This window comes from Desulforhopalus singaporensis (assembly GCF_900104445.1).
GTDB classification, from domain to species: domain Bacteria; phylum Desulfobacterota; class Desulfobulbia; order Desulfobulbales; family Desulfocapsaceae; genus Desulforhopalus_A; species Desulforhopalus_A singaporensis.
In genome coordinates, this window is sequence record NZ_FNJI01000052.1 from 1 (window position 1) to 15,670 (window position 15,670).

Below are 15,670 nucleotides of genomic sequence, written 5' to 3' on the forward strand. Positions count from 1 at the left end.
AGCGATTTCCACCTCGCCGATTTGTCCTTTCAGTGTTTTCCTGGAGGTGCCGTTACGGCTGTTGCCGGTGCCTCGGCCTTCACTGGAGTGCTTGGCGTAACCAAGATGTTCCTCCATCTCTTTTCCTAGAGCTGTTTCTACAGTGAGTTTTACGAGTTCACGGCTTAAGGCTGAAAGGTCTTTTTCAGATTTAAGGTTTTTGGCCAGTTCCGCCGCCAGGGACTGCAGGATGTCTTTTTCGGTTTCTTTGCTCACATCAATTCCTTTTCTTAGCGAAGTTAACTGATTGTAAGCAGTTACACAATTTTATTTACAGACTCGAAAATCATAGAGATACTCAATCATGGGATAATCACCCGAATCAAGGTCATAGCCCTGATCTCGTTTTATTTTCAACGAGGCAAGGCACTTTGCGACAAGATCAGCATGTTCTGATTTAACCCTAGACATAGCACCCCTACCTGGATGTATCCATTGACAGTCAGGACATTACCTGTTCACCATATACTTTTAAAACACGAAACTATAAGCGCCAAAACAGAGTGGTTTCCCACTATTTTCACCCATTATTGCTGTTGCTGCTCACCGGCGGACTGCAACGCTTTCTGATGTTGCCTGGCCATTTCCTTGGAGATCAGATAGAATATTCCGGTTTCAGGGGCCTGCTGGTAAGTGAGGTTCACATTGGTAATATCACCCTTATAGGAGAGATTATAAGGATTTTGACCGCCGCTGCTCCTGCCGTCACCAAATTTTTCGATAATATTGGCTCTCAGCCTGAGGTAATTGACCTCGCCGTTGGTTACAACCAGAACCATCATTAATTTATTGCGCCAGAAGAAATATTGAATCGTCTGCAATTCTGCATCTCCCAGGGCCAACGGATCGTTTTCTATGCCATAAATAACAATTTCTTTTTCCGCATCTTCCTTACTCAGCACCATAGTCCTGGTTTTTGCGACTTCATCAAAAGAGGTCCCCCACTGGATTCCTCGAAATCCCTGCAGCTCGGCAAAAGCCGGTATCGCAGAAAAACAGACCAACATAAAAACCAACGCCAGGTAAAAGCGAGCTGAGCTCATTTGTACTACCCTCTCTATCGTAATAAATTTGTTTTTTTTATTCTTCTTGGCGGTTTCCGGTTTGTGTATAATAGCAAGAGTTCGCCCCCCCTTACTCACCTATGGTGATAGTTGTTTTACTGCTGTTATATGCACCTATTGCGCTGGTGGTTATATGCAGGTTATCAAATGAATTCGCAGAGTAGCAACTGCTTGTCGTCCCATCTGCCGTTGTTACCTCGGAGGAAGTGCCGGTAATGGAAACACTTGAATCGACGTTGCCCCTGTTATAAGCAAGATTGACAATACCAACGCTCTGGCCGGCGGTTCCGCCGATTACCACCGTTGAATAGTCCTGGTCCGCTGCCCTGTCGTAGGTTGCCACGCTGCTGTATCTGCTTGAAAACTCCGTCTCTGCAATATTGTATGCGCCTATGGCGCTGGTGCTGAGGCTGTTGGAGGTGTAATCGTAGACAACGCTGCTCCCATCTAAACTATTGCTGTATGTGTTGCTGTCACCGGTAAAGACGAGACCGAAACTGGTTGCCCCGACAATTTCAACGCTGGCATCAAGGGTACCTTCATTATACGCGGCGTTGTAAGTCAGGATATCGAAGTTATCGATGGTTCCGTCGATAATAGTGAGCACCTCCGCATCAATTTCTTCTGCGGTACACCCTCCGCCTCCAGCAGCTGCTGCAATGAAGATACAGGCGGTTATGATAATTTTTTTTACCATCGCTGTTCAAAGGCTAAAAAAGGTATTTCGCATCTCTGTCTGCCATATGTCGGTGGTCAAAACCATATATACGCGATGTTCAGACAAAGCCTGAACATCGCGTATAGGAGAATCCTGCCGGTCAAGCCAGCAGGGATGAATCCATACTCTGAAAAAATTACAGATCAACAAGCTCCTGAATGTTCACGCCAACGTTGATGCTGCCGGCACCATAGGCACCGATTGCCGTGGTGGCGATCTGCAGGTTGTTCAGGTCATTGTTAAAGTAGGATGCATAGCTTGCACCATCAGCCACTGAAATCACAGAGGTAATTGCCTCTCCATCATAATCAGTGATTGTTGATGGGGCTCCCTCATCTACGGTTTGAACTACTTCACCATACGCCTTGATGGCAACGCTTGAATCAATGGCTCCCTCGTTCATTGCCAGGTTGAAGCCGACTATATCCTGGAAGTTTGCGTCGTCGATCGGGCTGCCGCCAAGGACACCGGTATCGCTGTAGTCAAGAGCGGGTGAAGAGCAGAGCTCGGTACCGCAAAAGGTGGTCAAATAAGCTGTACTGTTGATATCACGAAGAATATCCTCGTTTATTACCAATCCTGCCTCGGTTGAATTCCCATCGGCGTCAACCGGCCCTACAGCGCTGCTGTAAGCACCGATACCGGTGGTTTCAATCTTGTTCAGGATATCTCCGTAGGTAAGCTGGGCATCCAGGCTGATTTCAGTGGCAACCGACGTTGCAGCAAATTCACTAATATCACCATCAAAACCGAATGATGTGGCCCCTTCGATGTCCACAGAGGAGTCGAGATCAGAAGCGTTGTAGGCGGCGTTATAGGTAAAGACGCCTACATTGTCCATTACGCCTTCAGTGATTTTAGAAACCGTTGAAGTCGTTACGCCACTAGCTATGTTTGTAGTTGTTTCTGTGATCGATGAATTAATTGCGGAAATTGTACTTTCCAAATTAGCCGATGCAGCACTTGCCAGGCAAACACTCATTCCCACCGTTAATGCTCCAGCCATAATCTTTTTCTTCATACCTATCTCCTATAAAAGGGGTATTCTCATGCCAGTCCAGAGAACAAGATAAAAATAAAGGGGAGCTGGCCCTTGCCAAGCGAGTATTATTAGTCATACCCACTTATTCACTCCATTTTTCCAGGGAAACCGAGGAGTCGAGGTCGCCGGCCGAATCAGAGGCGTTAGTTACGTCAATGGTGCCTGTTCCGCTATTGGCAATATCGGTCGAGGAATTATTCTGCGAACCGATACTGGTACTTTCTGTATACGCATCACTGAGGTTCATCTCGCCCATCTGGTTTTCAACATTATTGAAGATTCCCTGCTGATCATAGGTATTCATCACACCGATGTTGGTTGTTGATTTTCCAAGCTCGTCATAATAGTCGCTCTCACCTTTTTTGATGAGATCGGCCTGGGTCAGCGCCACGCTTTTGGAGGTCGCTGATGAAAAACCATAGTTGCTGCTCCAGTCGTTCTTGGTCGCTCCACCTCCGCGTGCCTGCATCGGCCAGGACATTGTCAGCATGATGACAATCCATATAAAACCTAACGGCACCACAGCATAACACATTGTTTTCCTGTATTTATTCACCACAACACCTCCTGGGGCAGCGGTTTGCTCTCCACCCCTTCCTCCTGCCAAAAGGTTTTACTTTGTTTGTCATCGGTTGCATTTAGATCTTCCTTGCCGCTGCTGCTATTATCGGCAGACTTGTCGGCTGTTTCTTGGGTTATTGTCAGCGCTGAGTCACCTGAACCTTCAGTAGCCTCGACAACCTCTTCTTCATCGGCGCCAGCTTTATCTGTAATGAGTTCCTGGTCTGTCTCCTTGCCCGATATCGGCTCTACAAGTGCATCCTGTTGAGAATCTTTATGCTCGTCCCCCTGACTGGACTCTTCTGACTTGGCAGCACTACCTGCTTTGGGGGCAATGGACGCAGTCGGTTCCTTCTCCTCCTTGTCTCTATCTTCGGACATGGGGCTTTTGGGTTTCACTTTCATATATGCATCATATTTTTCAGTTGATTTCGTATGGACAAGGTTGCCGTAATCATGATCGATCTCTGCCCGGCATTCGCCATAGGTCTCGGGATGCAGCATCTGGCTGAGAATTTCAAAAGTCCCGAGATAGAGCATCTGCCTCAAGGCAAACCCCATTGCCTCCCGCTTCATCCCGCCTACATCTAGATTAAAAAGAACTTCGCCAAAAAACCTGGTCATACCCACACCGGCTTCATAGGCGACAATCTGTTTCTGCAGAGGTACCGAAGCAACGACTTTGCCGGTTTTGGTATCGGTGAGAAACAGATCAACGCCGATAAGTATCCGGTTTTGTCGGTACCGGGGACCTCCGCCGGCGACTTCCATTTCCACCCCGCCACCGGGAATAAAATCCAACGAGTTTATCGACCCGGTTATAAAATAAGAGCTGGGTATAATCTGATCCTTTTTAATCGTGCCCCACTGCATTTCCTGTATCAATACCCGTGGATCGCGGCGATTAACCACACCGACCCCTGCAAGCAACAGGGCTGTCTGGACAATGTCCCCGGCTCCCTGAGTGACATATTTCGCCGTCCCGCCTTCACTGAGCTGCTCTTTGCCGGTGTTGTCGACAATCGCCCCAACCGCAAAAGTGTATTTGCTGCTTATCTTTCCACGCAGACAACGCAGCGCGGTATCAAAGGCCGTAGTCACATCCTGAATAGGGGGCCCCTCGAAGAGAGCAACATCCCGCTGATGCCTGGCACAGCCACCGGTTATAATCAAAACAATACACAGAAACAGAGGATACGCTTTTAACGACATATATTTCATACAATTTTATATAGTTATGCATACAAGGTCCTCCATGAGGAATATTCAGCCAGCAAGAGACCTGTCACTTTCACAACTCACTTTGCAGAATACATGCCAAAAATCAAACGGTATGATTTCATATGTAAAAACTGATATATGCCTTCTTTTTTTGGTTAGCGTCTGACGGCACCGCACTATTGCAACAATTTTATTCGCAAAAAGAGAATAGTTTTCGGTGGCATTCTCGTTTTGCGCATATGCCCATCCATAATGCACCAGCTACACCCATCAGTACAGTGGTGAAGACACGAACTCAGTTGGGTTTTAAGCGCGCCAGGATGCTCTCTTCAGCACCAGTTAAAACACAGTTAAAAAAGTTGGATTATGAAATCAGATAACAAGGCAGGAAAACGCCCACAGCCCATTCCAGAAAGAGCGGGCTGCGGGCGTTTAAGAATGCAATCAACGGTTCGGAACCAGGTCTTCCAGGACATTGAGGAGTGGTTCCAGGAACTTTTCATATTTACGCCACCGCTCCACCGAAGAGGTATAAATGGGTTCGCGTACCTGGGTGATGGAGGCGGTTTTTACACTGCGGGAAGTTTTGTGCGGCGCAATACATGCGTCTTCCCAGTCGAGGCCGCAGAACTCGATAAGCGCTCTGGTCTGGTTCTCACTGTCCGCTACAAGATCTTCGTACTGCAGCTCGTAAAATGAACCTTGGGGCAACAGTCGCCGCCAGTGGTCCATGATACGGGTATAGGCAAGATAATAACGCCCAAGCTCTACCAGATCGTAGCTATGGTGCTGGGTTTTTTTATTAAAGAGTATGGTGAATGCCGACAAACAGGTGTCCACAGGATTCCTCCGGACATGGATGATCCTGGCGTTTGGGAGGATGAGATGGATAAGACCTATAAGATTAAAATTGGCAGGCATCTTGTCGGTAATACGATCGGCCTGTGGATTTCGTTCCTGCAGGCCAGCTACATACCTCTCTCCAATCGAGCGCAGTTTCTCTCTTGTAATATTTTCCATGGACAGCGGATATTTTTTTCCATTTATTGAGGCCACCTGCTCAAGATCGGCCAGTTCACCGGCACCATAAACTTTTGGATGGCTGGCAATGATCTGCTCTGTCAGGGTTGTGCCCGAGCGCGGCATACCGAGAATGAATATGGGAACATTGGAAGGACAGCCTCCCCCCGCCAGTGACCGGACTTTTTCTGCAGAAAAAGTGGAAATGATGGTGTCAGCTTTCCCATCCGTACCAACCGGCTCATAGTTAATACGTTTTCTTTTCAGCCGGCAGCCTTCCAGGAAATGGGGAAAGGCTTTGTTATATTTGCGGGTATCGTTGTAACATTTTCCCAGACCAAAATGCAGTTCAATGGCCTTGGTTTCTGCCATGGAATCGAGCTGTTCCAGCTCTTTTTCAAGGACTTCTATGCGCTTATCACCTTTTTCGATTTTTTCCACATCGATCAGGGAAAGCATTGCAGACAAGTTTGAGTTGTCGAGCTTCAGTACATGTTCAAATGTTTTCTCGGCAAGGTCCATATCCCCGGATTGCATCTGCAGATAGCCGAGTCCAAGATTTGCAGGGAGGTGGTTCGGATCAAACTCCAGCGCCTTGGTATAACAGACGGCGGCTTTTTCGGGGTATTCCCAACTTCTATAGATATCACCTGCAAGACTATGTACACCTGGCTTTTCAGGTGCCAGTGCAGCCGCCTTTTCAGCAAGTTTTTCAGCTTCAGGATAGTTATCATGCTCCTGATAAACGTTTGCAAGACCCATATATGCTTCGGCAAATTCCTGATCAAGTTCCAGGGCTCTGGTAAACCCGGTAATAGCTTTTTCATACTGTTCCAGCACCATATAAGCTTTGGCAATATTACAGTGAGCCTTTGCATAGTTGGGCTGTAACCGTAACGCCCGTGACAGGAGCTGCACCGCCTTTTCCGGCTGCCATATTTCTGTCAGTAACGCCCCGAGGTTGTTGATAGATTCAAGATGGTTGGGGGTATATTTCAAGACCTCTTCAAAATAGCCAATGGCGCTTTGCCGGTTATTTCTCGCCCGTTCGATTGACCCCAGGTTGTTAAGAGATGTAACGAAACGATTGTCGATCTTCAGCGCGCGTCTCTGACAAGCCTCAGCCGCATCCAGGTTGTTACTGTCATAATAGGCAATGCCAAGATTGGCGTGGGCCGCGGTCGAAGACGGGCTTATCTCCACAGCTTGTTTGCCATAAGATATTGCTTCATCGAGTTTGCCGGACACACGGTACATTTCACATATATTAGCGAAAAACTGGCCTTCATCTGGTGCGGCACCAATCGCCTTTTTGATGATGGCAATGGCACGCTCGGTTTTCCCGGACTGATGAGTGATCAGTCCAAGAAGATGCAGGGCGTGAGGATGCCTGGGCACCTTACAAAGAATTTTTCTCAGAACCAGCTCCGATTTATGACGCTCTCCCTTGTCAAGATGCTGCACAGCAACCTGATACTGCTGTTCTGTACTTATATTTTTACCCCTGCGACCTGGCTTTCTAATAAATCCTCTTCTACTCATGGCAATTCCTGCAAAATCGTTTATGGCTATACTTTCTATAACTTTTTTCTCTGCTGTCAGTGACTGGAGCCAATATCATTTTATGATGCATAAGAACAAGCTTACCGGCAAGACAATATCATTGAAAATAATCGTTTTACTTCGATATACTGCGAGGCTCGTTGCTTATGGGTCTTTTTCCCACAACTCCAGATACGTGCAGAGCTTAAGTAAACGATCAATCTTACCTTGGGGTGCTACCGTATCAAGGAGCATGCGCCCGTCGGTAAATCGCATCAAATGCGCATGTATTCCCAATTGCAGACATTCGTTCAGAGTCTTCTGAGCGGAAGATTTATTCGCTTTATCCTTCTTATCCACAAAAACATAGCGATAATGGTGCCAATCGTCCTGAATGACAGGCAGGGAGACCTTGGCCGCTGCCCTGGACCTGAGAAGGTTTATAACCTCACGCATCTGGAAAGACGCACTGGGTAACCGCCGATTATTAATCGAGTCCGGGAAATAATAGTCCACCATCGCCTCGGCGACCAGATTGGGTTGCGGGCTTTTGCCCAACGGCAATTCCCACAACTGGCCGCTCAGGAAAGGACGCTGGTTGAGCTCCAGGACAAAGGATTGTTCTTTTCCTGCGCTATCATTCACTAGAATCATATCCATACCCGTCACAGGGTAATCCATGGTCTGAGCCGCCAGAACAGCCTGCTCTTTCGTCGCTTCCGACAGTTCCACCGGGACGAACTGCCCTCCAAAGCGCAACTCTGGAATTGAATTCAAAAAAATCAGTTTGCCCTTTGGTGGAACCGAATCAAGCGTGAGGCTTTGGTTGGCTAAAAATTCCTCCGTAACCGTGTCCATCCTGATTGGTGCACTTTTATAAACCGGGTGATTAGAGCGTATTCTATTTTTGATATCGATCAATGCTTTAATTGGAGATTGCCCATCCCCCACCACACAGGCAGGCAATCGCTGGTAAGCAAAAACGACCTTGTCGGCTACCACATAAACCCGAACGTCTCGTCCTTTGAGATACACCTCCAACAGATGCGGCTGGCCGTTCAATTCACCAATCCTCTCCTTAACCTGATCCGCTTTTAAATCCCGGATAACACCTTCTGCCAAGGAACCAAGCAAAGGTTTCAGCACAAATGAATGTTCAGCATATGTCTGTAAGATGGTATCAATGTCCGGTTCGTCACCACTAAGAACAAGTAATCCTGGCGGAACCCTTACACCGGCTTGGTTCAGGATCACCTTGGTCATTTGTTTATCTTCGCCTTTGTGTAAATTTTGCAGCGATATCAGATCGCCTGCCGAGCGTGAAAAATAATGGGTCTTGTTCCCGTCGCTGATGCTGAAATTATCGGCACGGCCTCCTATCGAGCTAAAATGTTTGAACAGTTCATGCCACGAAAAATCATAGTGAAAAGTTACCTCCAGGCCACGCTGGAAAGCGGCCAAAGCCAGCATGAAGGAATGGATGCTGGCTTCATACGGAAGCTCTTTTAAAGAAAGAAGAAAGACACTATCCGCCAGATTCGCTGAAACCGGGTCAGTTGATTGATCCGAACCGATACCGGTCTTTTTCAGAGCCGAATCCTGTTGTCGTTTCATTGTAAACTCCTTTTCCTGCATCGATTAATTGTTCAAATGGTAGGAAAGTTAAATTTCAAATGAATTTCAGAGCCGTTAAAACCTATTTCCTTCTAGAATAGTAAGCGCTAGCTGGAGACAATTGTAGCACCCACAATAATTCACTTTGCAAATAACGATCCAGAAAACAGATCAATTGATACCGACATTACAGGCTTATATTTTACTTTTTTGACCGCAAGGACTCGTTCGCATAATTGCTTTTATAAACATTTGCAAAACGAGAATTTGCAACAAACCCATTCTCATTTTGAGTGTATCATCATCTCTACTACACGGTGATAACGAGCATACGCATCGGACTTTTCAAGGATAGATCCTGTTATTTTAATATCCACATGTCACCGCTCATCTTTATTTCCCGGTCAGTTTTATCCATTAAATCTTTGTTTGAACAAGGGGTGACTTCCACTTCCCCCTTTCATCCGGACTGTTCTGGCTTAAAATTTGCTATTTACCCCTGAACTGTTTCAAAACATGACACGACAAATGAATCCAACCAAACAGCCACTAAAAAGCAGTGACAGGATATGTATACGAACAGCGTAATCGACGACAGCGTCATCCTCCGCCCCACCAGGCACCGAAATATCGAAGTTTTTGAAAATGCAGCCATTCTCTACACTCTTGGTGAGGATAATATGACCTACCTCAACAAGACTGCTTTTCTCGTATATTCGCTCTGTCAGGGTAATGAAAAACTCAAAGATCTTGTCAACCTGCTGCAGAGTGCATATCCAGACGAACATCAGTGTATCGTCGTAGAAGCGTACAAGGCGGCAACAGAATTAATCGAGAGAGGTATTCTAAGGGTATATCATGACTAAACAACAGATATCCAGTTTCGTTAGATTGGCAGACGCGGAAGTCGAGATTTCCTACTCAGCGGCCCATGAGGCCCTGGTTAATTTTCTCTTTTGCGACCATATCACCCATCCCGGACAGGTGTGCGACAACAAACTTCAGCTGTATCTGGACTACAGCGAAGGATTGCACCGACTGTTTGATAACACAAATTCTCTCTATCAGGGCAAATGCTGGTTTGAACTCGCTTCTACGCTCATGAGCAAAGTTATTCATTATTGCATAAACGACAGCAGTCACTATCTCTCTATTCATGCGGCCGCTTTTGACATTGAAGGACGGGGTGTGCTGTTTCCAGGTAAGAGCGGTTCAGGGAAAAGTTCCCTGGCCGCATGGCTCACTCTTCAGGGATACCACTATTTTACTGACGAGCTGGTTATGTTGTCAAAAAACGGTGAGATGCACCCTTTAACTCGTCCGATTTCCATTAATAAGTCGTCATGGCCATTGCTTTCTCCCCATGCTACACGGATTCAGAATGGTGTGGTAGCTGGACAACGCGGTTTTATGGTCGCCCATCGCAACCTTAATAGCCAGTGGGAAAAACGTGATGTGACCCTTAACACTATAGTTTTTCCTCAATATCAACCAACTGAACGGGCGGTTTTTGAACCGATCAGCCAGGGACAGGCTTTTTTTCGGCTACTGGAAAACTATATTAAGGCACGAGATTTCCATGAATTCAGTATTTCAGAACTTGCTTCACTGGTGCGTGGGGTCGAGACTTTCAGATTATGTTATTCCAAGCTTGAAGAACTTGATGAAATTCTTGAGCCTTTTTTTGTCCATGCATAATTACTGACATATTGATTGCTTTACGTATTTTCTTTCTATGCATGGACTATTAATCCGGCGAGAAAATACATTCAATCCGGATACGGCTTTCAGCATAATGGTCGACTATCTGCTCGTTTTTACGTCAATCAATTTGACCCCCAATTCAAATCTGTGAAAACCCAAGTCCAAACTGGCCGCCGGATTGATAATAGATGAAAACTACAACTGTCACAATTACAAGGTATTGAATCTATCTGTCAAATTTATAGTTCTGCCACTACCGCAATTAGTATACCGACAGGGTCATCAACTTAAGATCGGCACTTTTCATTGATCATACCACTATAGTTGTCAGCCAAAGGAGTGACTCGCCACGAAAAGCAGTGAATCACTCCCCTTTGATTAAATAGCCTCCACCCTTAAGGATTCCCTGAAAAAGTAGCATCCTGAAGAAAGGGGTTCAAGGATATCCATCTGTACCGGATTACTGATTCCCAGGGCTTTAGCCTCCTCCACATTTGCGGCAACACCGACATTAGCCAAAAACCCTATTTCCACACTTCCAGTTGAACCACAGCACAAGGTATAGACATCTAACGTTTTAACCGTGCCACATCCTCCTGCCCAATTAAAATGAAATACAGCCTCTCCTATTCTTGCATCCCTAAAGCTATAACACCCTGCCGGAGCCTCACACGGCAAGGGCCCGCTGGTTTCAGCGTGAACCGGCAACGCCATAGTGGTAATCACCGGAGAGCTCCATCGTTCTGGCAATAGTGAAATTCCCGCTGTAACACCAACTCCCACAGCGATCTTTTTTAAAAGTTCTCGCCTTGCAGGAAGGTATGTTTCTTCCTGATGTTTTTCAACATTATCTTTTTGGTTTCTCATACATTCTCCTTTTTTTATACAGTTACCTGTATTTACGCTTTGTCATCTGGACCCTCGTAGAGGTGCAAGAAATTTATTCTATAACTGAGGGTCATTACAAAAAAGATTCAATTTAATCAGAAGGAGGTATAGTCTTCTGCTCTTCCCGCAAACTTGAAAGCGGAACGATATTCAATAGAGCACCGAAGCGTACGATCCTTACCTGTTTTTATATGCAACTTACATACCAAGCTGGGTGTTTTTGCAAATCATGGTATAATTTTCAAAATGACCAAGTTTAGTTCGAACTTTTGTAACCGTATTGAGATTTCTTTGAGATATTTCGCCCAACTTCCACCCTGCTCAGTTTTTAGTCGTTGAGGTCAATGTATTAGGAGAGAACTAATTTTGTTTGGGGAAGAATAATTCCTGGAATTCAGGAATATTTTTAACAGTTCAGCTGTTTTTAGAAAATGATTTTGCACCCCTCTGGCTTCAGTTTCTATCAATTTGTTTACCACCGTAAGAATCGAAGGGTTTTGCTACTGTTAATCCCAGGGGATTTTCCTACATATGAAGCACCAAGCTTCTTATTGAAAATCCATATTGTTACAAATCAATTATTGTCTAAAGGCTCTCGGTTTAATTATATTTATGCCTTAATAAACTGGAATTATACGTCGTTGATCGACAGAAATTGTCTTTTCAGCCTTTGACAAGATCGCTATAAAGCGATTTTCATTAAACTGCCAATATTACCTTTTTTTATTTGATTACCACCAATCTTCAGCAAGCGATAAATTGTACTGAGGAATCGATGATGATTTACAAGCGTGATAAACGAGATTTTCAATCATCAGCTCTAATTTAAAACGTCGATTAAACCTGTAACAGAATTCAGCGGGGCAGGAAGCCGTCAATACGCGGAAGAAGCCATGTTACGATGAAACTTGGAGGTGCGGAAACGCTCAAGGTCTCGCGTTTGGTCTCCATCATCTCTTTATTTGTTGCGTTCGCAATACTATCAAGTGCAGGTTCGATAGTTTTGAAATAATCTTGCCCGGCTGTCGTGAGAAAAAGGCGTTTGCTGCGTCGCTGAAAGAGTTGAACCTGCAAATGATTTTCAAGCCTTGCCAGCTGATGACTGACCGATGATTGCGTTACATTCAATTCACTGACTGCTGCACGAACACTCCCGAGTCGAGCAACTGCCTCGAAAGCAACAATCGCTGTTAAAGGTGGTAATTTTCTCATAAATCCGAATTGTTGATGAATATTGTTCGTTTTGTTTAATCATCTGGAGTTTGGAGTTTCATCCGCCACCTTGCTCGCACGCAGGATGGCGGATGAAACTCCAAACTCCAAACTCCAGTAATATGAAAGACTTTTAAAAACAAAAAATATTCAGTCCTTCATACCGCAAAGGGGTCAATATTCAAAGCGGAAAAGGGTCAAATTTCGACGCTGAATAACATTGCTAAAAGAGCGAGCGAAAATGATCTCAATTGACTTAGGTTTTTTTTGACAAAAAGTAATTTAAAAAAAGAAATACTACAGAAAAATTGAGTTAAAATAATTGTTAAATTTATAACTTTATAGTGATCAATCCATTGTATCTTTATCTGATTATTACTCCTGCCACTTTCACTCCAGAGAGAGAGAACACATCACATAGAAATCCTATTGATTTTATCTTTATTTATCTTGATCAACACAAAATAAACATTAAATTAGCTAGAAATTAACATTTATGCTTTTTGGAGGGCGTGGTTTCTTGAAAACGATCTTCGACAGCTTTTACTGCAGCCAATGATTGTTCGGGTGCCAGGTGAGCGTACCGCATAGTGATTTTCAAACTGCTATGTCCTAGAATTTTTGAGACCACAACCAGGCTGACACCTTTTTGGACCATCCAGGATGCACAAGTGTGTCGTAAAGTATGGAACACTACACGATGACGACTGTCGGTAATTCCACTGTTAAATCCCAGGTGACTTACTGTTCTTCTGAAAATAGGTGGAATTTGATTTTTTTGGGGGCCTACACCTTTCAAAAAGAAATAATAGGCATCTTCTTGCATGTATGCTTCTACCACTTCATATGCTGTTTTGTTGAGGGGAACAAAGCGATTTTTTGAATTTTTGGTATCCTTAATATGTAGTAGCTTTTCGTTTTTATCAACACAACCCTTGTTTAGTTTGAAAAGTTCACCCGCACGACAACCAGTATTAAGAGCTAAAGTCGCAAAATCGCCAAGCCAGCTGCTACTACTCTGATACAACTCTTCAATTAATATCCTTGCTTCTTCCGGAGTTAGAAACCGTGTCGCTTCGTTGTCGAAACGCGGCATATTAAAAATTGGGATTGGCCCAGAATACAATTCCCATTTGGACATTTGCCTCATAGTCCGCCTCAGGAGGGAAAGTACATGTTTTACAGACTGCGGACTCAGCTTCTTATTTTTTAAATTCCTGCTAAACACGTCAATTTTAAAAGTTGTAATTTCTGATAAGTAGCAATCGTTAAAATATGGCTCTATATGTTTCTCCCAGCGTAATTTTTCATTCTTCCCTCCTTTCTCTTCAGGTAATTTTATTTCAACAAAATGTTTCCAGGCCTCATCCAGCCTGATATCTTTGACTTTCATATCTCTCAGTAGTGATCCCGGTAAAAATGTAGGTTGCCCAACTTTCCCCCTTGCGTAGATCGTCGCGCCCGATCCAATAATTTTTCGCTGCTGCTACGTTCTTCGGCAATGTTTGATTCGTTTTTGACATAAACATACAATACCCGACCGACAAGCAATCACAAACAGTTTTATATGTGATATCAACTCGTTATCTACTACACAGTAGTAAAGAGGCTTGAGTACAAACATTGTTTCGATAGCTTTGCGGATCATAGTTACTCCAAGGTAGCCACTATTTTTTCAATACATTTGTGAAACAATGCTCCTTGCTGCAGACCTCGAAGTGCTTCAGACCTATCGAAACAAGGAGGTCACGAAAAAAAATTCTGGTTTTTAAGGTTCCTTAGCTATTTTTTACCTATCATTAATTTTGTGTTGATTATTATTAACATTAGTGTATATTCTTGAATATTAAGGACAATCTAGTTTTTCAAACTTTCTAACAAGAAAGTGAAACCCTCATGTTGAAATCGGCCTTTCACGCCGACAACACCGGTTCGAATCCGGTTGGGGACGCCAATATAGGTGCTGCAGTCGAGTTTTAAACTTGGCGCAGCACTTTTTTTTTGCTCAGTGTTGTGCCTCTAAAACAAGGCATGCACATGACAAAAAAGACCAACCGTAGTCCGGTTTCCTCAAACTGTCGAAGTCAGTTTCTAGCTAATGCTGAAGAAATCCAAAAACTTCTGGAGGAAGGGCACAAGAAAAAGGCCATCCACAGATATCTCATCAAAAATGGTAAGATGCAAATGTCTTACCAGGCTTTTCTAATTATCCTCAAAGATCCTGGCTGCCAAAATCCTTTTGCAAAAGAAAGGGCCAGGTTTCAAAAAACCATTCCCCCTGTAAAACCTGCAAGTTCAGGAAGTCCTCGTAGTTTCAAGCATGACCCAACCCCTCTACCGGTTGATTTCAATTTCAACCAAAAAAAGAAGGGGGGCAAGTGATGGCAACTATACATCTGATCCTGCAGGGCAAGGGCGGTGTCGGCAAAAGCTTCGTCAGCTCACTGCTGGCACAATATCTGATAGACCGGGAAGAGAAAGTTGCCTGTTTTGACACCGATCCCGTAAATGCTACCTTCAGCGCCTATAAATCGCTGCAAGTCCATAAGCTGGATATTTTAGAAGATGAAAATATAAACAGCAGGCTTTTTGACAGCCTGATAGAACAGCTTTTGCAATTACCTGATGACAGCAGCGCAATAATTGACAACGGCGCAGCATCTTTTATTCCTTTGGCGTCATACATCAGCGAAAACATGGTTCCGGACCTGATCAGGGAATCCGGCCATGATTGTCAATCAGCATTCAAAATTGACCCCCTGTCAGCGTCCAAAAATGACCCCCAAAAAGTAAAAAGGGGGTTCCATTAATCCTGTTATTTTAAAGCTTTCATCTCAAGGTAGCCCCAATTGAGTTCTGGCGCGAGAATGGGCCCACCAAAATGCTCGTCGGAGCGGCAGAACTCAACTGGGGCGGATAGTAAATGATGAACTTATTTTCTATTTTTCAGCCGATAACTCTCATTGCCGGTTTCTACGATGTCGCAATGATGTGTCAAACGATCAAGTAGTGCAGTCGTCATCTTCGCATCCCCAAAAACCTGTG

The 15,670-nt window shown here is 44.6% G+C and carries 16 protein-coding genes; 4 read left to right on the plus strand and 12 right to left on the minus strand.

What is annotated here, in order from left to right:
• From BLQ17_RS20300 to BLQ17_RS20335, 8 genes are all read right to left on the minus strand, one after another.
• Window positions 1-255, minus strand: a 255-nt coding sequence (locus tag BLQ17_RS20300) for a transposase (RefSeq protein WP_176761354.1), incomplete at its 3' end; no start/stop codon positions are given.
• A 311-nt stretch (window positions 256-566) separates the two neighbouring features.
• Window positions 567-1,082, minus strand: a complete 516-nt coding sequence (locus tag BLQ17_RS20305) for a hypothetical protein (protein ID WP_143005581.1) — start codon at window positions 1,080-1,082, stop codon at window positions 567-569.
• A gap of 91 nt (window positions 1,083-1,173) precedes the next feature.
• Entirely contained in the window at window positions 1,174-1,800 is a 627-nt protein-coding gene (locus tag BLQ17_RS20310) for a hypothetical protein (protein WP_092225970.1), read from the minus strand.
• Between the two features lie 157 nt (window positions 1,801-1,957).
• Window positions 1,958-2,842, minus strand: a complete 885-nt coding sequence (locus BLQ17_RS20315) for a hypothetical protein (RefSeq protein ID WP_143005582.1) — start codon at window positions 2,840-2,842, stop codon at window positions 1,958-1,960.
• Between the two features lie 103 nt (window positions 2,843-2,945).
• The gene (locus BLQ17_RS20320) at window positions 2,946-3,422 is read right to left on the minus strand and encodes a hypothetical protein (protein ID WP_143005583.1); all 477 of its coding nucleotides are present in this window, start codon (window positions 3,420-3,422) and stop codon (window positions 2,946-2,948) included.
• The gene (locus BLQ17_RS20325) at window positions 3,416-4,525 is read right to left on the minus strand and encodes a CsgG/HfaB family protein (RefSeq protein ID WP_176761355.1); all 1,110 of its coding nucleotides are present in this window, start codon (window positions 4,523-4,525) and stop codon (window positions 3,416-3,418) included. The genes BLQ17_RS20320 and BLQ17_RS20325 overlap by 7 nt, the downstream gene beginning before the upstream one ends.
• A gap of 564 nt (window positions 4,526-5,089) precedes the next feature.
• Window positions 5,090-7,207 (minus strand): tetratricopeptide repeat-containing sulfotransferase family protein, encoded by a 2,118-nt coding sequence (locus BLQ17_RS20330; protein WP_092225974.1) that lies wholly within the window; start codon window positions 7,205-7,207, stop codon window positions 5,090-5,092.
• 165 nt (window positions 7,208-7,372) lie between these two features.
• Window positions 7,373-8,821: a hypothetical protein gene (locus BLQ17_RS20335; RefSeq protein ID WP_092225975.1), complete on the minus strand. Its 1,449-nt coding sequence runs from the start codon at window positions 8,819-8,821 to the stop codon at window positions 7,373-7,375.
• Between the two features lie 569 nt (window positions 8,822-9,390).
• Here BLQ17_RS20335 and BLQ17_RS20340 point away from each other — a divergent pair.
• Both BLQ17_RS20340 and BLQ17_RS20345 read left to right on the plus strand, forming a co-directional pair.
• The gene (locus tag BLQ17_RS20340; protein WP_092225976.1) at window positions 9,391-9,687 is read left to right on the plus strand and encodes a PqqD family protein; all 297 of its coding nucleotides are present in this window, start codon (window positions 9,391-9,393) and stop codon (window positions 9,685-9,687) included.
• Complete coding sequence (locus BLQ17_RS20345; protein ID WP_092225977.1) at window positions 9,680-10,519, plus strand: hypothetical protein; 840 nt, start codon at window positions 9,680-9,682, stop codon at window positions 10,517-10,519. Before BLQ17_RS20340 ends, BLQ17_RS20345 begins: the two co-directional genes overlap by 8 nt.
• A 384-nt stretch (window positions 10,520-10,903) precedes the next feature.
• Here the strand turns inward: BLQ17_RS20345 and BLQ17_RS20350 are convergent, their stop codons facing one another.
• The 3 genes from BLQ17_RS20350 to BLQ17_RS20360 form a co-directional block, all read right to left on the minus strand.
• Window positions 10,904-11,392: a hypothetical protein gene (locus BLQ17_RS20350; RefSeq protein WP_092225978.1), complete on the minus strand. Its 489-nt coding sequence runs from the start codon at window positions 11,390-11,392 to the stop codon at window positions 10,904-10,906.
• Window positions 11,393-12,268: 876 nt separating this feature from the next.
• Window positions 12,269-12,625 (minus strand): LysR family transcriptional regulator, encoded by a 357-nt coding sequence (locus tag BLQ17_RS20355; RefSeq protein WP_092225979.1) that lies wholly within the window; start codon window positions 12,623-12,625, stop codon window positions 12,269-12,271.
• Between the two features lie 487 nt (window positions 12,626-13,112).
• A complete protein-coding gene (locus BLQ17_RS20360) occupies window positions 13,113-14,018 on the minus strand; it encodes a tyrosine-type recombinase/integrase (RefSeq protein WP_092225980.1) in 906 nt (301 codons plus the stop codon).
• A 644-nt stretch (window positions 14,019-14,662) separates the two neighbouring features.
• Here BLQ17_RS20360 and BLQ17_RS20365 point away from each other — a divergent pair.
• Entirely contained in the window at window positions 14,663-15,007 is a 345-nt protein-coding gene (locus tag BLQ17_RS20365; protein ID WP_092225981.1) for a TraK family protein, read from the plus strand.
• A complete protein-coding gene (locus BLQ17_RS20370; protein ID WP_092225982.1) occupies window positions 15,007-15,435 on the plus strand; it encodes a nucleotide-binding protein in 429 nt (142 codons plus the stop codon). The genes BLQ17_RS20365 and BLQ17_RS20370 overlap by 1 nt, the downstream gene beginning before the upstream one ends.
• A gap of 122 nt (window positions 15,436-15,557) precedes the next feature.
• On the opposite strand, the gene BLQ17_RS20375 is transcribed toward BLQ17_RS20370, so the two are convergent.
• A partial coding sequence (locus BLQ17_RS20375) for an ATP-binding protein (RefSeq protein ID WP_176761356.1) occupies window positions 15,558-15,670 on the minus strand: 113 nt, incomplete at its 5' end.